The organism is Acinetobacter sp. SwsAc4 (assembly GCF_013391535.1).
In the GTDB taxonomy this organism is placed as follows: Bacteria; Pseudomonadota; Gammaproteobacteria; order Pseudomonadales; family Moraxellaceae; genus Acinetobacter.
Genome location: NZ_JACAXC010000030.1, coordinates 1 through 20,517, shown reverse-complemented (window position 1 = coordinate 20,517; position 20,517 = coordinate 1). Strand labels below are relative to the sequence as shown.

The following is a 20,517-nucleotide window of genomic DNA, read 5'->3' as shown; positions in this document are numbered from 1 at the left end:
CTTATGTCTAGAGTTACCTTAAATCGATTAAATGACATTGAAATGACTATAACGTGAACAGATCATGACGAAAAAAAAGACCTTCATGAGGTCTTTTTTAATCTTTAGTGCTTCGCACGATTGGTAATCAGCGTTCCAACCCCGTGGTCAGTAAAAATCTCTAATAATGTTGCATGGGGTACTCGACCATCTACAATATGTGCACTCACGACCCCACCTTTCACTGCATCCAGCGCACAACCCACTTTAGGAATCATGCCACCGTAGATAACGCCTGTTTCAATTAAACGATCTACTTCTTGCGTACTTAATCCAGTTAATAAGTTTTTATTTTCATCTAATACGCCTGTGATATTGGTTAATAGAATAAGTTTTTCAGCACCTAATGCTTCTGCAACTTTTCCAGCGACAAGATCAGCATTGATATTATAAGTATTCCCTTCTTCATCCACACCTAATGGTGCGATCACAGGAATAAAATCACCTTGGGTAAACATTTCCAACACATCGGTTTTAACGCCTGTCACTTCACCGACCATACCCAAATCAATTTGAGAAATTGAGCCATCAGCTTCTTGTTTTTCCATAAGCAATTTACGGGCACGAAGTAAATTACCATCTTTACCTGTTAAACCAATTGCACGACCACCATGTTGGTTAATCAGATTAACAATCGATTTATTGACACTACCACCCAACACCATTTCTACCACTTCCATCGTGGCTTGGTCAGTGACACGCATCCCATCAATACGATCAGACTCTTGTCCTAAACGTTTTAATAAAGAGTCAACTTGCGGACCACCACCATGTACAACAATTGGATTTAAGCCCACTGTTTTTAATAGCACAATGTCACGTGCAAATGAGCTTTCAAGCTCTGGATCAGTCATTGCATTGCCACCATATTTTACAACCAACGTTTTACCTGCAAAACGTTGAATATACGGCAAAGCTTCAATCAAAATTTTTGCTTTATCAATGCCGATATGCTCATGTGGCATGCGTGTCTCCTTATTAAGCTTGTGCGAGTTCTTGTGCAATTTGCGGATATTGCTCTTGCATCATAGAAACAAATTCTTGGCGGATTTCACTTAATCGGCTTGGATTATCTGCATCAAAACGAACTGTGAAATACTCACCCGTATTAGATGCTCGAATAATGCCAAAACCATCATCAAAATCAAGTCTTACACCATCTATTTTACTTAAACGAGCGCCTAAACGATGACTTTGAATTTCAATATCATTTAAAACTTGTTTAGGGTTTATATCATGGGTACTGATATAGGTATCTTCAATACAATAACGTTCAGGGTAAATTGCTAATAATGCAGAAAGGTTTGCTTCGTCTGATTGAGTCAGGTATTCCATGACTCTTAACGCCGCATATAGACCATCGTCATAACCAAAACCACGGCCATCATTAAATACATAATGACCCGCATACTCTCCCCCAAATACGGCATTGCCTTTTGATTGAGATAAATATGCGCGCAAGAAACTACTTCCTGTACGAATCATTTTGGCTTGGCCATGAAGTTTTTGTACCGTCTCAGCCACCATTTGTGAACATTTCACATCAAATACGATTTCTTTTTGAGGATGCTGTTTTAAACAAATTTGTGCGAATAAAGACAATAAGCGGTCTGGACTAATAATATGGGCAAGCTCATCCACAATAACGACTCGATCACCATCACCATCCAAGGCAATACCAATATCTGCTTTTTCCGAAAGAATAGCCGCTTGCAACTGTTTTAAATGTTTTGCATGTGAGGGATCAGGTGCATGATCAGGAAAATTCCCATTGGCTTCACAACGTAAAGCGATAACCTGACAACCTAACTTTTCTAAAACCAACTTTGCACAACGACCTGCTGCACCATGTAAACCATCTAATGCAACTTTTAAAGGGCGTTTTAGCTGAATATCACTCAATAAGGATTGTTGATATTTTAAACAAAATTCAGGAATAATATGATGCGATAATTCTTGTAGATCACTATTTTTTTCAATTGTTTCTAACGCAAATTGAGCTGCTAAACCAACCTGTTGAATAATCTCAGGACTAGGTGGTTCTCCTTGTAAAATCCATTTAATCCCATTATCAGATTTAGGATTATGGCTTGCAGTTACCATAATTCCGTTCCCACCAAAATCACGCGCGATATAGTACATCATAGGCGATGAGCAACATCCAATGTTGGTGACTGTTAAACCCTGTGTTTGAAAAATCTGTTGAATAATATTGGCATAAGTCGGACTCGTTAGACGTGCGTCATACCCAATAACGACTTGATATTGTCCTGCATTTTTATATTGTTGTGCTAAAGCATAGCCAATTGAATGAATTACATGAGGTGTTAAATGATTTAATTTTCCGCGAATATCATAAGCACGAAAAATACTCAGAGGAAATGTATATTTTGTATTCACAGTGAACCCCTATTTTTATAATCATTAGCTGATTCAAAAAAAACAGAACTATTAAGAAATTAGTTAACCCTTGTTCAAAAAAATTAAAATAATTTGTCAGCTGCTTTTTAATACAAATCCAAAGAACAATCAATATCAAAAATGCAATGCTTTTAAGCAAAGCATTGCATTTAAATTGATAATGAAAGCAGTATTAGTGTTGACCTGTATGTCCAAAACCACCTGTACCACGTTCAGTCGCAACAAATTCTTGCACTTGTTCAAATTCAGCTTGTACCACAGGAACTAAAACGTATTGAGCCAAACGTTCGCCTGGTTCTAATCGGAATGTATTTTGCCCACGATTCCAAACAGAAATCATCAATTCACCTTGATAATCGGAATCAATCAAACCGACCAAGTTTCCTAATACAATACCATGTTTATGACCAAGACCTGAACGTGGTAAAATTAAACCTGCAAAGTTTGGATCTTCGATATAGATTGCTAAACCTGTTTTGACTAAGACCGTTTCACCAACCCCAATATCAATTGCAGTATCTAAACAGGCACGTAAATCTAAACCTGCTGAACCCGTTGTGGCATAAGAAGGCAACGCCCATTCTTGACCTAAACGAGCATCTAATACTTTAACTTGAACTTTCATGACAACTTCCTACTTAATATTTCTTAACGTTTCAATAATGCTTTTAAATTCGCGAGATATTGCTGAGCTTGCTCTTTCGGATCAACATTCGGTGCGAGTTTCTTTTTACGACCGTGCCACTCTAGATCATCTTGTGGCAATTCGTCTAAGAAACGGCTTGGTGTCATTTGACGCATTTGACCACCGTTTTTACGCTGCTCAGCAAGTGTCAAGGTAAGCCCTTGTCGAGCACGGGTAATGCCCACATACATTAAACGGCGTTCTTCTTCGATGGTTTCTGAAGCAATCGAGTTTTTATGTGGTAATAGCTCTTCTTCCAAGCCAATCATATACACATAAGGAAATTCCAATCCTTTTGCAGCATGTAGCGTCAATAAGTTCACTTTATCCGTGTCCTCTTCTTCTTGCTGCTGCTCTAACATATCGAGCAATACCAGTTTGCGAATCACACTTTCAATATTCTTTTCATCGACATCATCAGTACGATTAATCAGATTTTGGATACTGGTATAGAGGCTCTCAATATTATCGATTTTGGTTTTTTCTTGAGCAGGTGTTGCTGCTTGCTCACGCACGTAATCGATGTAGCCTGCCTCATTAATCATTTGACGAACTTTAGGTACAGGCTCATCATCGTCTAACAATTCACGGGTAAATGTTGCGATAAAGTCAGCAAACTCATGTAATTGAGTCGCAGCTTTCTTAGGCAATACCATCGACAATCGTTGATCAGAAGAAGCTGTTAATAACGATAAAGTATTTTCTTGTGCAAATAGTCCTAGTTTCTCTAAAGTCACAGGTCCAATTGCACGCTTCGGTGTATTAATAATTCGTAAGAAAGCACTATCATCTTCTGGATTAATAATGAGGCGTAAATAGCTCATCACATCTTTAATCTCAGCACGAGCAAAGAATGATTGCCCACCTGATAATTTATAAGGGATTTGCATTTGACGGAGCTGCGTTTCTAATACGCGTGCTTGGAAATTACCACGATATAAAATCGCATAGTCTTTCCAATTTTTACCATTCATCAATTTATGCGTGATGAGATCTTTAACAACACGTTCCGCTTCATCATCGTCATTTAAACACGTGATCACACGGATATTTTCACCATGTCCTTTATCACTCCACAATTTTTTATCAAAGATATGAGGGTTATTTTCAATGACAGCATTAGCCGCTTTTAAAATACGACTGGTTGACCGGTAATTTTGCTCAAGTTTAATGACTTTTAAATTATGAAAATCTTCTTTTAATAAAGCCATATTCTCAGGCTTTGCACCACGCCATGCATAAATAGATTGATCATCATCACCTACAGCGGTGAATTGCCCCATCACACCAACGAGAAGTTTTACAAGGGTATATTGTGCAGTATTGGTATCTTGATATTCATCTACCAGTAAATAGCGAACCCGATTTTGCCATTTGTCTCTGACTTCAGCATTCTCTTGCAACAAACGTGTTGGCATCACAATCAAATCATCAAAATCAACGGCATTATAAGCGCGCAGATTACGTTCATAGAGTTGATATAAATGTGCTAACTGTACATCGTCAACTGTTTCACACGTTGAATGGGCTTGCTCTGGTAAAACTAAGTCATTTTTCCAATCAGAAATTTTCTTCATTGCTTTGGCGATGAGTTCTTTACTTTCTGCGCCCGACATATTATCGCGCTGCATTAAGTCCATCAGAATTCGTTTGCAGTCGTCTGCATCTAAAATCGAAAAATTGGCTTTAAGAGGTAAGTTTTTTAATTCTAAACGCAATAAATTTAAGCCAAAAGTATGGAAAGTCGAAACTGAGAGTCCTTTTGCTTCTTCACGTGACAATAACTTAGCGACACGCTCCTTCATTTCACGTGCGGCTTTATTGGTAAAGGTCATGGCAGTAATACGATGTGCTGGAATACCACATTGCTGTACCAAAAAAGCAACTTTTCGTGTAATCACTGAGGTTTTACCTGAACCCGCACCTGCGAGCACCAACAATGGCCCTTGAACATATTTCATCGCTTCAAGTTGCTTGTCATTGAGTTGACTGGCAGATGACATCTCGTAATACCTCTCACGTTTTCGAGCATGATTATAGACATCTCTGTTTTAGAATCCCAATAGTAAATCTTGGGATATGTATAAATTATGATGCCTTATACAAATAACACGCCATAGCTTGTCGCAAGCTATTCGACATAATAAAAAACCACCCGAAGGTGGTTTTTTTAAATCAGTAATAATTACTGTTTTGCATAAATGCTAATTTCTACACGGCGGTTTTGTTCTTTACCAGCAGCAGTTGCATTTGAAGCGATTGGATTAGAAGAACCTAAACCTTGTGCATCAATACGGCTACTTGAAACACCTTGGCTTGCTAAATAGTTTTTAACTGATTGAGCACGTGCTTGAGACAATGGGATATTGATTGAATCATTACCGGTATTGTCTGTGTAGCCAGTAACTAAGATTGCGCTCTTGTTATCTTCAGCTAAAGTTTGCGCCACTTTGTTTAATGTACCGTAGAAGTTTGGTTTGATGTTTGATTTATTGGTATCAAACGTGATGCTACCCGGCATGATCAATTGAACAGAACCATCTGGATTACGACTTACATCAACACCTGTACCTGCCATTTGCTCACGTAATTTTTTCTCTTTGTTATCGAGATATAAACCACTTGCACCACCAAGAATCGCACCGATTGCAATTGCACGGTTGTTTTGGCTGCTGCTACCGTTATTAATACCTTTAGAAACACCGTAACCAGCCGCCGCACCAATTAATGTACCTAAAGCAGCTTTGTCGTATGAAACACCGCCGATATCATTACCTTGTCCGCTCATTGTTTGGCAACCAGAAAGTACCAATCCAGCCCCTACCAATGTTGAAATTACTAATGCACGCATTGCGTAGCTCCTGTCTATGTATTTTGTTGTCTGAACAAATAATGAATGAGAAAATCAAGCCAGACCATTGATATTTTGTTAATAAAAAACAGTTTATTTATATTTTTGTAATATTTTGATGCACTTTTCTTGATCTTATACTCACATTCCCTCCACTGTTTATTATTTTGCATAAAAATACACTTATGATAAATAAGTCACATTATTAAAAAGTAAGTAATCATCTAAGTCTTCTATGGTAAAAATTTTAATTTCCCAGATTTTGTATCTATAAGTACTGGAATATATGAAAATTGTGAACACTTAAAAATATACAGTTGTATTTAAATATCTGTTGTTTATAGTTAAAAGGATTGTTTTATCGAAAATTAGCACCCAAGGTTTGATTTATGTCTACCACAAATAAAAAAGTATCGTTATTAGAAAGGGTAACTAAAGGACTTACTGTTGGTTCTGTAATCACAGGAAGTACTTTTTTACATGGTCCTCCTGTTCTTGCTCTTGGTTTTACAAAATTATTTAAAAAATCAAAAAAGGTAGATGAAACCAATATTCAGTTGGCGAATAGTTGGATTGGGGTAAATAATCAACTGATTGAAAAAGTCTTACCAAATCTCAAATGGGAAATTAGTATTGATGAAAAGCTCGATCTGAATTTACAAGGTCGTTATATAATGATTTGTAATCATCAAAGTTGGGTTGACACCACAGTAAATCAATATTTTGGTCTCACACGTATGCCACTCACCCGCTTCTTTACCAAGTGGGAACTCATCTTTATTCCTTTTGTTGGGCAAGCCTTTAAGATTTTGGGTTTCCCAATGATGAAACGTCACTCAAAGGAACAAGTGGCTAAAAACCCGGAACTGAAACATCGCGATATGTTAGAAGCACGTAAAGCCTGTGAACAATTATTAAGTCAGCCTTTTACACTACTCAATTATCTTGAAGGCACTCGCTTTACTGCCGAAAAACAAGCAAAACAACAATCACCCTATCAAAACTTACTTAAGCCAAAAGCAGGTGGCTTGGCATTGGCTTTAAACATCTTAGGCGATAAGATTGATGCTTTGGTTGATATGACAATTGTCTATCCTGATGGTGTACCAGATTATGGTGATTTCTGGCTAGGCGATGTTTCACGTATTGCTGTGGATTTGCGTAAAATAGAAATTCCAGATTGGGTACTGGGTGGAAATTATGAAGATGATCCAATCTACCGCGAACGCTTCCAACAATGGGTCGACCAAATTTGGACAGAGAAAGACCAACTGATTTCACAAATGAAATCTAAATATTATCAATAGTCTGATTAGGAATTGACTCACCACATGACTCAGCAGGACTCAAAACAAAACTCTAAATATAACCTTGTAAATCCAAACAGTAAGTTTTTTAAACTGTTTCTGGTTTATGACATTTTCATGGTGTTTATTATTGTTTTTAATTTGTTCTGCTTAGGCATGAACTTTTTTTTAATGAGTAATATTGGCGAATGGTTTTTTAATACGATCCATTTAGCCGGTGTACTTGAATTCTATCGTAGCTATCTGCACCCTTGGGTGATTATCACCGAAGCATGGTTTATTATTTTTTTAATCACTGAACTTGCCGTGCGATGGGCAATTGCGATTGTGAATAAACACCATGCTCGTTGGTGGTTTTTTCCATTTATTCATTGGTATGAAATCTTAGCGATTATTCCCCATTTACGTTTTCTACGTTTATTCCGCGCAGGTATCATTGCCTATCGTTTACATGAACTAGGTTATAAAGTCGTTCCAGATAATATTCGAATTAAGGCACTTTTTTATTACAGTGTCGTTATGGAAGAATTGTCAGATCGTGTGGTGATTACAGTTATAGATGGCGTCCGACAGGAGCTAGAAACCAGTTCAAGTCATAAAGATATTATTCATGAGTTAGTGGATCATCATCGTCAATTATTTACCATTGCCCTTTCTTCTATATTGCAAGAATCTTTAGCAAAAACGTTACAAGCACAACAACCGATCATTACGCAAAAAATAGGGATTATTGTTAATCAAGCCATTGAAGATACGCCTGAGCTAACTCAATTATTACGTCTAATCCCAATCGTAGGTGGGCGAATTGAACAGCAAATTCAAAGTATAGGGCAACGTTTGGGTGAAAATATCAGTGCAGGTTTAATTGAGCCATTTACTAACGGATCTGTAAATCAACCCAATCAGAATTATTTATTTATTGCAGAAAAAGTCAGTGAATTGAATATTGATAATAAATACTTAGAAGAATTGGTCGAATCAGTGGTATTTGAAAGTCTTGCAGCCATACGAAAACAAGTCAAAGTCAAACAATGGCAGCAAACTTTACGTGAATATGATCAATTGGATAAAAAAGCAGAATGATTACAAGAAAATTTACCAATCTAGCTAGAGAATTCCTGTAATTTGTTCTAGCATTTGCTTTTATTTACAACATGCTTTAACACAATAGAGTGCTTAAAAAAGCCCTTAAGGATAAATTATGGCTGATATACGGATTACGGGCAGAATGGTGAATTTTAGTCGATTAACATTCGACACAAATGACCATAATGCGATCCGCCAGCAACTTACAAGCACCCTCAATGAAGGTTCTTATCTTGGAACATTAGTCATTATTGACAGTACCGTTGAACAAGAGCTGATTGCCTTAATTCAATTGCTGATTGATCTTGGGTTACAGCCAATGGCGGTAATTGATGGAATTTTAGGTGATGAAGCTCGGGCGATTCAATTTCCTGTACTGCCTGCTGATCAACCTTTACAGCGTATCAAAGCATCAAAAGAGCAAGTCGTTGTTCAAGCACCTGAAAAAAATACTGAAACTCAAGAAATACAAACACCACAAAAACAAACACCGACTACGCATATCACCTCGTATCATGATGAGATTTTGCGTACTGGACAATGTTTGGTACAGGAGCAAGGTGATATTATCTTGAATGCGGGTATGAATAGTGGCTCTGAAGTCATTGCGTCTGGAAATATTCACATTTATGGCAATGCTCGTGGTAGAGTCATTGCAGGCGCAGGTGGGTACACTTCAGCTCGAATTTTTTGTCATTCACTAGAAGCAGAGTTAATCTCGATCGCAGGGACATATTGTGTGGCAGATGATATTCCTAAAGATATGATCAAAAAACCCGTACATATTTATTTAAATAACAAGCAAGAGCTTGAATTTGAAGCCTTACAGTTTTAATTTAACTTGTTAAACACCCAAAAAGCCCTTTTAGGGCCGTATGACCATAAATAGGAGTGGATTCGGTGGCCAAAATTGTTGTCGTAACGTCAGGCAAAGGTGGTGTAGGTAAAACTACAACAAGCGCATCTTTTGCAACAGGTTTAGCCCTACGTGGTCATAAAACTGTTGTAATTGATTTCGATGTAGGTTTACGTAATCTCGATTTGATCATGGGCTGTGAACGCCGTGTCGTTTATGACTTTGTCAATGTCATCAATAATGAAGCTCGCTTACAACAAGCCCTGATTCGTGATAAAGAAATCGAAAACCTATACATTCTTCCAGCATCTCAAACACGTGATAAAGACGCTTTGAGCGATGAAGGTGTTGCACGTGTCATTGATGAACTATCTCAAGAGTTTGATTACATCATCTGTGACTCACCTGCGGGTATTGAGCGTGGCGCGATCTTGGCAATGTATCATGCTGATGAAGCAATCATTGTGACAAACCCAGAAATTTCATCAGTACGTGACTCTGATCGTATTATTGGTATGCTTGATAGTAAAACTAAAAAAGTTGAACACAACGAAGGCCGTATCCGTAAACATCTCTGTATCACACGTTTCAACCCTGAACGTGCTGACAAACAAGAAATGTTAACGATTGATGATATTTCAAAAGATATTTTACGTGTTCCGACTTTGGGTGTTATTCCTGAGTGTCCAAGCGTACTTCAAGCATCGAACGAAGGTAAGCCCGTAATTCTTTATGATGGAACTAAAGCTGGGCAAGCCTATGATGATTTAGTCGCTCGTTTCCTAGGCGAAGATCGTCCTTATCGACACATTGCAGTACAGCCAAAAGGTTGGTTAGCTAGACTATTTGGAGCGTAATTATGGCAGGATTCTGGAGTAAACTTTTTAGCAGTGATGAAAAACCATCAAGTGCACAAACTGCCAAAGATCGCTTAAAAGTTATTGTTGCATCTGAACAAGGTTTAGGTCGTCGCTTAAGCCAAGACAAAATTGACCAAATGAAAAAAGAAATCATGCAAGTGGTCAGTCGTTACGTTCGTGGTGTAGATGAACAGCACATTCAAATGCAAGTTCGTTCAGAAGCAAATATCGAAATGTTAGAAATGAATATCAATTTACCTGAAGATCGATAGAAGTTTTTTCATTAGCGATTTTTCGCAAATAAAGGCAAAATACATTGCGACTGAACAAGGCCATGCTTTGTTAATTATTCAGTCCCGTATTTTGCCTTTATTATTTTAAGACTGAGGAGATTGTCATGGCATTATCACAGCCAGCAACTTTCAATGAAGAATGGTCAGATGAGCGTGTTTTTGCCTACCTCAACCAACTTCCACCAGCAGATGTCAATGCTGACTTCCATGTGCTCTATCATGCTTTCAAACATATGCGTCCCTTCGACTATGAGCGCTTGATCACCAAATTTTTAGCTGATGGTCGTGATTTAAATGCGACTAATCCTGAAGGACAGCGTATTCATGACGTGATCGCTCAATTTCCACGTCAAAAAGACGGCTTCTTAGAAGTATTAGCAAAATTTGCTTAAGATAAAAAAGCCTGCTTAAAGCAGGCTTTTTTATCTCTTTATTTTATCGACTACCAATCAAATAAACGCCCAGTAAGGTAAAAATCCCACCAGAAATACCATCAATCCATTTTGCAAAATTTTGATATGCTGTTCTGAATGTAGGCAATGAGAATACAAACGCTACTACTAAGAACCACAGCAAGGTCTCTATCGCAATAATAATAAAAAGCAAAGAGTGATGCTGATCAAATAAAGGATTGGCTAAGAATAATGAAAATACACTGCCAAAATAAATCACTGCTTTAGGATTCGATAAGTTAGTGAGTAAACCTTTCATAAAAAACAAATAAGGCGACTGAGGTAATACTATCTGTTTGATACTTTGCTCACCTTTTGAAAAAGCTGAACGAAGCATTTGGTATCCCAACCAACATAAATATAAACCACCAGCGACTAAAAGGCCTTGTTTTAGCCAAGCCATCTTTTCAAAAATAATATTCAGTCCCATCAATGCTAAAAGTGACCAAACCATTGCCCCCAAGCAAATACCAAATGCAACCAATACCGCATCCTTACGAGAACGGCTGACAGCAGTTTGAGAGACTAAGAAGAAATCAGGCCCTGGAGTGATAAGCGCACAAAAATGAATAAAAATGAGTGTACATAATGCAACAAACATGGCTCACCCTTTAGCTTGTATTTTTAAACAATAAGCTTAAATAAAAAACGTGATTATTACTATATAAAATTGATAAACCTATAACAATAAAGCCCCTAAAGAGGGGCTTTATTAGTGGAATATTCTTATTAAACGAGAATATCACGTTTGCCGTTAGCTCCCATTGAACTTACGATCCCGTTCTCTTCCATTTGATCAATAATTCGTGCAGCTCGGTTATACCCCAAACTAAATTTACGTTGTAATGATGATGTTGAAGCCTTGCGCGTTTCAAGTACAAAAGAAACACACTGATCATAAAGTGCATCACGATTAGGATCACCATCACCATCTTCAAAACCACGTGAGGTTGGTTCTTCATCAAATGGGGTTAAGATTTCATCAACATAATCAGGCTCACCACGTTCACGCCAAGCGTCACAGATGCGGTTCACCTCATCATCACTAATAAACGCACCATGCACACGCTCAGGTTCGATTTTACCTGGCCCTAAGAATAGCATGTCACCGTGCCCTAATAGATCTTCTGCCCCACCTGCATCAAGGATTGTTCGAGAGTCAATTTTACTATTTACACGTAATGCAACACGTGTTGGGATATTCGCTTTAATCAAACCTGTGATGACGTCAACTGAGGGACGTTGTGTTGCAAGTAGTAAATGAATACCTGCTGCACGAGATTTCTGTGCAAGCCGAGTAATCATCTCCTCAGCTTTTTTACCAACCTGCATAATCATGTCAGCGAATTCATCTGCAACAATCACAATCGATGGTAAAGGAGCTAATCGCGGTGCACGCTCCCCTACAACTGAATCACTAGCTTTCCAAGTTGGATCAATCAAATCTTCACCATTGGCAATCGCTTCTTCCACTTTGCGGTTATAGTCAGCCAATTTACGAATTTTTAGAAAAGACATTAGCTTATAACGACGTTCCATTTCATTTACACACCAATTCAATGCGCTTACAGCATCTTTCATATCAGTAACAACAGGTGTTAATAAATGTGGAATATCATTGTAGTTAGCTAATTCAAGCTGTTTTGGGTCAATTAGAATTAAACGCAATTGATCAGGCGTGTATTTTAACAACATTGATAAAATCATTGAGTTAACAGCTACTGACTTACCTGAACCAGTTGTTCCCGCAACTAACATATGTGGCGCTTTGCCCAAATCAGTAATCACAGGATTACCTGAAATGTCTTTACCCATCGCCATCGAAAGTAAACCCGCTGGGTCTTCAAATGCAGGGGTCTTTAACAACTCAATCAGTCGAACCATTTCGCGGCTGCTATTTGGGACTTCAATGCCGATATAAGGTTTTCCAGCAATCACCTCAACCACACGAACAGATGCCATTGACATTGAACGTGCTAAGTCACGCGAAATATTGGTCACTTTAGATGCTTTTACACCCGGTGCAAGATCTAGTTCAAAACGTGTCACGACAGGCCCAGGTTGAGCCTCCACTACTTGAGCTTTGACGTTAAACTCTTGTAATTTAATTTCTAGCAGTTCAGACAAACGAGCTAATTGTTCAGCTGTAAAGTTCACCTTTTTATTCGGATCTACTTCGTCCAATAATTCTAAACCTGGCAAAGTTGGTAAATCACGACGTTTTTGAGCCACTTGCATCGCACGAGACATCGGCCGACCAAAAGAATCTGTTAACGGCGCATCTAAATCAAAATCATCTTCGATATCAAAATTTTCTTCAACTTTACCAGCAGTTTCTTGCCATGCTTCAATAAATGCTTCTTTTGATAAACTCTCTTTAGGTGTTTCAATCTCAATAGGTGCTTTTACAAAAGCCGAAGACTGCGCATAGCTCGGAGTTTGCAATACAGATTGCTGTTGTTTGTCTTCAATGAACAAATCTTCAAATTCATCAAAGCCTTCATCCAAAATACTTTGCTTATCGTCAGCGATCATATTTTTGATCGTATGATGCGACTGAACTACGGTTGCTTGCGGTACAGATTGAACGTCTATTGAATCTAACTCAATATCAAAGTCAATTTCATCACTTTCATTTTTTGCCGTTGATCGCGTTTCTTGAATAAATGGCTTATGTACATCCGTAGCCGTTTTACTATTAGGAACAGCAGCCAATAATTCATCAAATATTTGGTCATCATTCCAATCGACTGGACTCTGATGAGGACGTTGCTCTACAGAAGAAACTTCCGTTGCTGCGTGTACATATTGAGATGAAGGATTTATAGCATCATCTGCCGCTCGCAAAAGTGCATCAATTTCTTGTTTATGGCTCGCATCATCATGTTGTAATGCACGCCATACTTCACCTGTTTGAATTAAACGCTGACTATCGGCTGCAAGTTGATGTGCTTGTTTTAAAGTTTGCTCAAAATCTTCTGTTGATAATACTTCTTGTGATTGAACACTTTGCTGCTCTTTGGCAACAACATCAGCAAATAGTTTTTCGGCTAATAATTGATGATGTGCATTGTCTGTCGATGCTGTTTTAGCTGCAATGCTGTGCTGTGTACTTTGGGCTGTATCATTCGCCTCTACAATATTTGAATCCGCCGCTTGGAGTGGAGCTTTTTGCTTTATAGTTGGTGTTTCTGTTGAGGCTAATTGTTCAGTCAAATCATAAGCAGATTCGTGTTGAGGTATATTTTTATAGAACAAATCTTGTAAATATGCTGGCGTATTTTTTAATGTTGCCCAAGTTTTATTCCATTGAATACCAAAAGCTAAAGTGAATAATAAAATACTGAAAGCAAATAAAAAAAATGTTGCACCATAAATGGTTAAAAGCTGAGAAAGGCTCTGACCCAACTCATAACCAATAATACCACCTGCTGCATTTTCTAAAGTATCTGCTGGAACATTCCAATGTAGATACAACAAACTAGAAATGGACAGAATCAAGAAGAACTGTGCTGCATAACGGAATGGGCGATTTAAAAAACTTCTAGGCCACCATACTTGAATTGCTTCGATAAATAGAAATAAAGGAATGAACAAACTTGCCCACCCTAAAAAACCGAATAACAAGTCTGCAATCCAAGCACCTGCAACACCACTTGCATTTGAGACCTGTTGCGTATCACTGGAAATATGCATCCAACCTGGATCAAAAGGTGTGTAGGTTACTGTGGCAAGAAATAGATAAATGCCAAAAGAAATCAAAAATAATGTCATTAAAAAGCGTTGTGCATAAACACTTGACACCGCAGCCATATACAGTCCTGTAACCCAATTTGTTATTTGTAGGTATCGATTAAGGTCTAACTGACCTTGATCAATAAGTTTTATATTATGCACTCGTTCTTACAAAAAAGATGCACGATTGTTTACTGTTGTTGTTAACATCCATTGTTGTTGCAAACATTGATGAAATATCAGTAAATGCTCTCCATGATATAGCTCAATTCGATTAAGTATATCAATATTATCCAACCCACTCCCCTGTGGATTCACGTATAATTTTAAAAGTTTCAATATAAAAAGGATGTTCTTTAATGAGCGCTCGTCACTCACGGTTAATTATTTTGGGTTCTGGTCCTGCAGGTTATAGCGCGGCAGTTTATGCAGCGCGTGCCAACCTTAAACCGACACTGATTGCAGGCTTACAATTAGGTGGTCAATTAACAACGACCACTGAAGTTGATAACTGGCCTGGTGACCCTGAAGGATTAACTGGTCCTGTGTTAATGGAGCGTATGCAAGCTCATGCAGAACGTTTCGGTACAGAAATTGTCTATGATCACATCAACGAAGTAGACCTTAAAACGCGTCCATTTGTGTTAAAAGGTGATATGGAAGAGTACACTTGCGATGCTCTTATTATTGCTACAGGCGCAACAGCACAATATTTAGGTCTTGAATCTGAAGCTGCATTTATGGGTCAAGGTGTAAGTGCTTGTGCGACTTGTGATGGTTTCTTCTATAAAAACCAAAATGTGATGGTTGTAGGCGGTGGTAATACGGCTGTTGAGGAAGCGCTTTATTTATCGAATATCGCTGCTCACGTTACTTTGGTTCATCGCCGCGATAGCTTGCGTTCTGAAAAAATCTTACAAGATCATCTCTTTGCAAAAGAGAAAGAAGGTAAGATCAGTATTATTTGGAATCATCAAGTAAATGAAGTTCTAGGTGATAAAACAGGTGTAACCTCTGTTCGCATTCAGTCTACACAAGATGAAACAACACAAGATATTCAAGTACAAGGTCTCTTTGTTGCAATTGGACATAAACCGAATACAGGAATGTTTGATGGTCAATTAAACCTACGTGATGGTTATATTCAAGTTCAAAGTGGTACTTCAGGCAATGCAACAGCCGCTTCTATTGAAGGCGTATTTGCCGCAGGTGATGTAGCAGATAGTATCTACCGCCAAGCAATCACTTCAGCAGGTTCAGGCTGTATGGCTGCTTTGGATGCTGAAAAATATCTCGACAATTTGAAGTAATCTCTATATTCCCTTGCGTTGACAATTTAGAATAGATTGTCAACGCGCTCTAGTTGCGTTAATTTAGAATCATTCTTATTCACTTTAGCAACTATGCAAGCGCTGCCTTTATCAAAATATATTTTCCCAGATCCTATTGAAGCCGATCCAGAAGGACATGGCTTTATTTGTATTGGCGCAGACTTATCACCTGCTACATTATTTGAGGCCTATACACATGGTCTCTTCCCTTGGTTTAACGAAGATGAACCAATTTGTTGGTGGAGTCCTGAGCCACGCTGCATTATTGAGCCACATGCATATAAACCCAGTAAATCATTAATTCGAAATATGAAAAAACATGATTATCGGATTACAGTGAATCATGCTTTTGAAGATGTAATACGCTCATGTTCACTCCCCCGTAGCTATGCAAATGAAACATGGATTAGTGAAGATATAATCGAAGGCTATTGTTCTCTATTTAAGGCGGGTTATGCCTACAGCATTGAGGTCTGGCAACAAGAAAAATTAGTTGGTGGACTCTATGGCGTAACGATAGGTAAAGGCTGTTTTGGTGAATCGATGTTTAGTACAGAAACAGATGTCTCTAAAATGGCTTTCTATACACTCATGTTGATCGGTCAAGAAAATCAGCTTCCTTGGATTGATTGCCAACTGGTCAATGATCATCTTTTAAGCTTAGGTGCGCGTACACTTTCTCGCCAAGTCTACCTAAAATCGTTACAAGATGTAATTATTGCCCCCTCTATCAATTGGAAAAGTTATCAAGAACGTGTATTTTCAAGTAAAACAATAGCAGTTTTTGCAAAATTAGACGGTTAATGGATTAACACCTTGGAGGGAGATTAATGAAATCATACCAACCCAAGTCCCTTTTAAATGACTTACAGTACTATATAACACCGCCACACGACTGCAGTTATCTCGATAACAAATCAGCTCGAATGGTATTTTTAGATCCAATTCACAGTATTGATGTGGTGACATTGTCTGAACTTTCGCGTGTCGGTTTTCGACGTAGTGGTGATTTTGTCTATCGACCAGAATGCCATTTATGTCGCCAATGTTTGTCTTGTCGCGTTCCAATTCAAGAATTTAAAATGAATAGTAGCCAGAAGAAGGCATGGAAACGTAATCAAGATTTAAAAATGAGTATTTTGCCAACTTCGCAAGCCACTCAACAGCATTATGATTTATATGAGCGTTATATTAACGAGCGTCATGCAGATGGCGATATGTATCCAGCAACATTAGATCAGTTTGAAAAATTCCTCGTTCACAGTTGTACAGAAAGTTTTTTCATTGAACTTTGGGATGATCAGAAACTTATTGCCGTTTCTACTTGTGACTTAATGGATGATGGTCTCTCTGCTGTATATACTTTTTTTGATCCTCAAGAACAACGTCGTTCACTTGGTGTTTTTGCGATTCTTAAACAAATTGAATATGTCAGCACTTTAAATTTAGATTACTTATATTTAGGCTATTGGGTGCCTCACTCAGCTAAAATGAACTATAAATCACAATATACGCCACTGGAATTATTATTAGATGGACAATGGCGTCGCCTTAACCGCCCACTCTCAGAAAAAGAGATTCATCAACTTGGAAATTCATTAATGACGACACTACCATCGGAGTGGGATAACTTAATTATTAAATAAAGCAGCAAAATCATCAGTGCATGTTTTGACCATAATCACAGCATGCTCTTTTGTACCATCTAAATTTGGATAATAATTTTTGCGTAAGTCTATTTGATGAAAATCCGTTTTTTCATACAAACGAATTGCAGCAAGATTGCTTTCACGTACTTCTAAAAAAATTTGAATCGGATTATTTTTTAAAAGTTGAATTGAATAATCTAACAACTCGTATCCAAGACCTTTGCCCTGTTGGCTTGGATGAATCGCCATCAGTAATAAATTGGCCTCATCTAGAACAGGCTGTAAAATACAGAACCCAACAACCTGATTCGACTGCTCATAGACCGTGCACTGATAGGAAGCTAAAGATTCTTGAAATTGTTGTTTCGACCAAGGATGTGTTTGTACTAAGCGCTCAATTGCAACAACACTGTCTAAATCGCTCTCTTGCATCAATCGAATCACGATCTATCACTCTATAAAATATTGATGCAGATTATCAGCAATTTGATTGTAAATTTGAATAAAAAAATGGGCAATTTTAATTGCCCATTTTAGTTAACTTAGATTAAAGCCTAATTCAGCGCGCCATTTATTCAATAATGCTGTTGTATCATCATCATTCGGATGGAATTTTGGTCTTAAAAATGCCAGTAACGTTGGAATTTGACGTGTCATAAAACCTTTATAGCCATACATGAACTTGAACATATATTTGGTATCTCGCCATGTAAGTCTGCCATCAGTTTGTAAAAGAGTCGCAGTGAAATATGATTGGGTAATAAAAATTAAACCCATTGCAATCACTAAAGCTAATGAACGCATAAAATATGCTTTAAATCCTTGCCCATACATCGCTTCATAAACGTCAAATGCCACCGCTTTATGCTCATTTTCTTCAACTGCATGCTACATCCATAAATGGTACATAGTCTCATCCATAAACATGGATTGAATATCTGGGTTAGACAATAGTTCTTCAGCAATCGTTGATGTAAAATGCTCCAAGGCACAAGTACCCGTTAAACCAATCATCTCTTTTGTAAAACCAAATGGTTTTAATAATTTAGTACTTATAGCAACGCCATACTGAATCACTTTACCTGTTTGTGCCTCCAATTTGCGCACATCATAACCATAAGCTTGAGCAGCTGCATTAAAAGCCAAGTGTTCCTTTGAATGCATTGCTTCCTGTCCAATAAAAGCACTAATTTCTTTTTGTAATCGAGGATCAGCAAGTTTTGGATCATTTCTAACTGCACGGGTACTATTCACAAAAAATTGTTCACCCTCTGGGAACAGTGCTGAAAGTGCAGTCATAAAATGAGTTAAAGCAGCATCGCCATTTGCCCAATACCGTGGAACTTCGCCAAATTCAAAATCCATTCGGCGTACAGGAAAACTAGCGCCAGCGCGGTTTGAAATATTGACCTTAGCATTCATACCTTCTTCTCCTAGCCAATGGATATATTTGATTAAAAATTATCTATGCTTTATTTATACGCTTCTTTGAACGCATTAAATAAGTGCAGATAAGGTCAGAAAAGCATCATCTTAGGACATGTCAGTATGATTTTAAAAAGTCTATTTAATGTAATATTCAAAATAAAAAAAGAGCAATTTTATTGCTCTTTTTACATAGGTCTAGCTAATAGATCTTTTAATTTAAAAACCTAATTTCGCCTTCCAATCTTTAAGTAATTGTACGGTATCTAAATCATTTGGATGAAAACGTGGTCTAAAGTAAGCCAACATTTCACCCGCCATACCTGTAATAATCCCTTTTGATGGACTATAAGCATATTTGTAAATCATGCCTAATTCTTTCAGATTTAGTTTTTTATCTTGTTGAAGTAGCCGTAAAGTAAAATAAGATTGAAGAATAAAGATTAAAGCCATAGCAAATACAAGTGCTGTAGTACGTAAACTATATGCTTTCAATCCAGTTCCAAATACTGACTCATAGACATCGTAAGCCACTGCTTTATGTTCATTTTCTTCAACTGCATGCCAGAACCACATATATGACATGGTCTCATCCGTCATTAAATCTTGGATGTGTTTATTGCGTAATAATTCAGACGCAATTGTTGCTGTGAAATGCTCCAGCGCAGTTGTTGCAGTTAAGTCAACCATTTCCTGAGTCATGCCAAATGGTTTAACTGCTTTAGCAAAGTTCTTACGTGCGAACTGGATATAGCGACCTGTGATACGTTCTAAAGAGGATACATCATGTCCATATTTTTGTGCAGAAGCATTAAAACCAACATGTTCCTGAGTATGCATTGCCTCTTGACCAATAAAGGCACTGATTTCTTTTTGTAGTGCTTCGTTGTCCTTGATGGCAGGGTGATAACGTACAGCACGAACTGAATCAATAAATAATTTCTCACCATCTGGAAACAATGCAGAAAGTGCTGTCATGAAATGGGTTAAACCAGCCGAACCATTCATCCAGTACTCTGGAACCTGATCAAAATCAAAATTCATACGACGTACTGGGAAACTTGCGCCTGCACGATTTGAAATATTTACCTTAGCATTCATGCTGCTGACTCCTTTTAAATGGAAAATTTCCATTTAGTACTTTTGTTCATTTTCTTGTGTTTTATATTACGGTTTTATTGCGATGAATTAAGTGCAGTTTAGGACAGCAAGGTATCAGTTTAGGACACAATTAAAGATAGATTGTCGAACAATAGACATAAAAAAACACCCCAAAGGGGTGTTTTTTTATTACTCTAAGCGATTATGCAGTTACTTTAGCAACAACACCCGCACCTACAGTACGACCACCTTCACGGATCGCAAAACGTAGACCTGGGTCCATTGCGATCGGGTGGATTAACTCTACTGACATCTCAACGTTGTCACCAGGCATAACCATTTCTACGCCTTCTTGTAACTTGATTGCGCCAGTTACGTCAGTTGTACGGAAGTAGAACTGTGGACGGTAACCGTTAAGGAATGGAG

At 37.9% G+C, this 20,517-nt stretch carries 18 protein-coding genes and 2 pseudogenes; 9 read left to right on the top strand and 11 right to left on the bottom strand.

Annotated elements, in window-relative coordinates:
- Positions 1-104: 104 nt before the first annotated feature.
- The 5 genes from argB to HYG88_RS12665 all read right to left on the bottom strand — a co-directional run bounded on the left by argB (position 105) and on the right by HYG88_RS12665 (position 5,996).
- Positions 105-1,004, bottom strand: a complete 900-nt coding sequence (gene argB / locus HYG88_RS12685) for an acetylglutamate kinase (RefSeq protein ID WP_004663435.1) — start codon at positions 1,002-1,004, stop codon at positions 105-107.
- A gap of 13 nt (positions 1,005-1,017) precedes the next feature.
- A complete protein-coding gene (locus tag HYG88_RS12680) occupies positions 1,018-2,439 on the bottom strand; it encodes a phosphomannomutase/phosphoglucomutase (RefSeq protein WP_005158243.1) in 1,422 nt (473 codons plus the stop codon).
- 193 nt (positions 2,440-2,632) lie between these two features.
- A complete protein-coding gene (gene dut / locus HYG88_RS12675; RefSeq protein ID WP_178883217.1) occupies positions 2,633-3,085 on the bottom strand; it encodes a dUTP diphosphatase in 453 nt (150 codons plus the stop codon).
- Positions 3,086-3,108: 23 nt separating this feature from the next.
- Positions 3,109-5,148: a DNA helicase Rep gene (gene rep, locus HYG88_RS12670; RefSeq protein ID WP_087544919.1), complete on the bottom strand. Its 2,040-nt coding sequence runs from the start codon at positions 5,146-5,148 to the stop codon at positions 3,109-3,111.
- 182 nt (positions 5,149-5,330) lie between these two features.
- On the bottom strand, positions 5,331-5,996 hold the full coding sequence (locus tag HYG88_RS12665; protein WP_042891288.1) for an OmpA family protein: 666 nt from the start codon (positions 5,994-5,996) through the stop codon (positions 5,331-5,333).
- 389 nt (positions 5,997-6,385) lie between these two features.
- On the opposite strand from HYG88_RS12665, the gene HYG88_RS12660 reads away from it, so the two are divergent.
- The 6 genes from HYG88_RS12660 (at position 6,386) to HYG88_RS12635 (ending at position 10,790) form a co-directional block, all read left to right on the top strand.
- On the top strand, positions 6,386-7,303 hold the full coding sequence (locus HYG88_RS12660; protein WP_178883216.1) for an acyltransferase: 918 nt from the start codon (positions 6,386-6,388) through the stop codon (positions 7,301-7,303).
- A gap of 24 nt (positions 7,304-7,327) precedes the next feature.
- A complete protein-coding gene (locus tag HYG88_RS12655; RefSeq protein ID WP_178883215.1) occupies positions 7,328-8,386 on the top strand; it encodes a preprotein translocase subunit SecA in 1,059 nt (352 codons plus the stop codon).
- Between the two features lie 118 nt (positions 8,387-8,504).
- The gene (gene minC / locus HYG88_RS12650; RefSeq protein ID WP_178883214.1) at positions 8,505-9,224 is read left to right on the top strand and encodes a septum site-determining protein MinC; all 720 of its coding nucleotides are present in this window, start codon (positions 8,505-8,507) and stop codon (positions 9,222-9,224) included.
- A 65-nt stretch (positions 9,225-9,289) separates the two neighbouring features.
- Complete coding sequence (minD, locus tag HYG88_RS12645; RefSeq protein WP_005158270.1) at positions 9,290-10,102, top strand: septum site-determining protein MinD; 813 nt, start codon at positions 9,290-9,292, stop codon at positions 10,100-10,102.
- 2 nt (positions 10,103-10,104) lie between these two features.
- On the top strand, positions 10,105-10,377 hold the full coding sequence (gene minE / locus HYG88_RS12640; protein WP_004663449.1) for a cell division topological specificity factor MinE: 273 nt from the start codon (positions 10,105-10,107) through the stop codon (positions 10,375-10,377).
- Between the two features lie 125 nt (positions 10,378-10,502).
- Positions 10,503-10,790: a PA4642 family protein gene (locus tag HYG88_RS12635; RefSeq protein WP_005158274.1), complete on the top strand. Its 288-nt coding sequence runs from the start codon at positions 10,503-10,505 to the stop codon at positions 10,788-10,790.
- Between the two features lie 43 nt (positions 10,791-10,833).
- On the opposite strand, the gene rhtC is transcribed toward HYG88_RS12635, so the two are convergent.
- Positions 10,834-11,451, bottom strand: a complete 618-nt coding sequence (rhtC, locus tag HYG88_RS12630) for a threonine export protein RhtC (RefSeq protein ID WP_004663452.1) — start codon at positions 11,449-11,451, stop codon at positions 10,834-10,836.
- Positions 11,452-11,579: 128 nt separating this feature from the next.
- A complete protein-coding gene (locus HYG88_RS12625) occupies positions 11,580-14,663 on the bottom strand; it encodes a DNA translocase FtsK (RefSeq protein WP_087537156.1) in 3,084 nt (1,027 codons plus the stop codon).
- A 281-nt stretch (positions 14,664-14,944) separates the two neighbouring features.
- Between HYG88_RS12625 and trxB the strand changes: the two genes are divergently transcribed.
- From trxB to HYG88_RS12610, 3 genes are all read left to right on the top strand, one after another.
- Positions 14,945-15,895 carry a thioredoxin-disulfide reductase gene (gene trxB, locus HYG88_RS12620; protein WP_178883213.1) on the top strand — a complete coding sequence of 317 codons (951 nt, stop codon included), beginning with the start codon at positions 14,945-14,947 and terminating at the stop codon, positions 15,893-15,895.
- A 93-nt stretch (positions 15,896-15,988) separates the two neighbouring features.
- Positions 15,989-16,720 (top strand): leucyl/phenylalanyl-tRNA--protein transferase, encoded by a 732-nt coding sequence (aat, locus tag HYG88_RS12615; protein ID WP_178883223.1) that lies wholly within the window; start codon positions 15,989-15,991, stop codon positions 16,718-16,720.
- Between the two features lie 26 nt (positions 16,721-16,746).
- Complete coding sequence (locus tag HYG88_RS12610) at positions 16,747-17,562, top strand: arginyltransferase (protein WP_178883212.1); 816 nt, start codon at positions 16,747-16,749, stop codon at positions 17,560-17,562.
- On the opposite strand, the gene rimI is transcribed toward HYG88_RS12610, so the two are convergent.
- The 4 genes and pseudogenes from rimI to HYG88_RS12590 form a co-directional block, all read right to left on the bottom strand.
- Complete coding sequence (gene rimI / locus HYG88_RS12605; RefSeq protein ID WP_171287510.1) at positions 17,548-18,009, bottom strand: ribosomal protein S18-alanine N-acetyltransferase; 462 nt, start codon at positions 18,007-18,009, stop codon at positions 17,548-17,550. The genes HYG88_RS12610 and rimI overlap by 15 nt on opposite strands.
- A 93-nt stretch (positions 18,010-18,102) precedes the next feature.
- A pseudogene (locus tag HYG88_RS12600) lies at positions 18,103-18,987 on the bottom strand (metal-dependent hydrolase).
- A 222-nt stretch (positions 18,988-19,209) separates the two neighbouring features.
- Positions 19,210-20,091: a metal-dependent hydrolase gene (locus tag HYG88_RS12595; RefSeq protein WP_178883211.1), complete on the bottom strand. Its 882-nt coding sequence runs from the start codon at positions 20,089-20,091 to the stop codon at positions 19,210-19,212.
- A gap of 202 nt (positions 20,092-20,293) precedes the next feature.
- Positions 20,294-20,517, bottom strand: a pseudogene (locus tag HYG88_RS12590) (elongation factor Tu); the annotation flags it as partial.

Coding starts and splice junctions, on each gene's coding strand:
- HYG88_RS12660 (WP_178883216.1), top strand. CDS start 6,386: ATGTCTACCACAAATAAAAAAGTATCGTTATTAGAAAGGGTAACTAAA.
- HYG88_RS12610 (WP_178883212.1), top strand. CDS start 16,747: ATGAAATCATACCAACCCAAGTCCCTTTTAAATGACTTACAGTACTAT.
- aat (WP_178883223.1), top strand. CDS start 15,989: ATGCAAGCGCTGCCTTTATCAAAATATATTTTCCCAGATCCTATTGAA.
- argB (WP_004663435.1), bottom strand. CDS start 1,004: ATGCCACATGAGCATATCGGCATTGATAAAGCAAAAATTTTGATTGAA.
- HYG88_RS12655 (WP_178883215.1), top strand. CDS start 7,328: ATGACTCAGCAGGACTCAAAACAAAACTCTAAATATAACCTTGTAAAT.
- trxB (WP_178883213.1), top strand. CDS start 14,945: ATGAGCGCTCGTCACTCACGGTTAATTATTTTGGGTTCTGGTCCTGCA.
- HYG88_RS12665 (WP_042891288.1), bottom strand. CDS start 5,996: ATGCGTGCATTAGTAATTTCAACATTGGTAGGGGCTGGATTGGTACTT.
- minC (WP_178883214.1), top strand. CDS start 8,505: ATGGCTGATATACGGATTACGGGCAGAATGGTGAATTTTAGTCGATTA.
- HYG88_RS12625 (WP_087537156.1), bottom strand. CDS start 14,663: ATGGCTGCGGTGTCAAGTGTTTATGCACAACGCTTTTTAATGACATTA.
- dut (WP_178883217.1), bottom strand. CDS start 3,085: ATGAAAGTTCAAGTTAAAGTATTAGATGCTCGTTTAGGTCAAGAATGG.
- HYG88_RS12595 (WP_178883211.1), bottom strand. CDS start 20,091: ATGAATGCTAAGGTAAATATTTCAAATCGTGCAGGCGCAAGTTTCCCA.
- rep (WP_087544919.1), bottom strand. CDS start 5,148: ATGTCATCTGCCAGTCAACTCAATGACAAGCAACTTGAAGCGATGAAA.
- minE (WP_004663449.1), top strand. CDS start 10,105: ATGGCAGGATTCTGGAGTAAACTTTTTAGCAGTGATGAAAAACCATCA.
- HYG88_RS12635 (WP_005158274.1), top strand. CDS start 10,503: ATGGCATTATCACAGCCAGCAACTTTCAATGAAGAATGGTCAGATGAG.
- rhtC (WP_004663452.1), bottom strand. CDS start 11,451: ATGTTTGTTGCATTATGTACACTCATTTTTATTCATTTTTGTGCGCTT.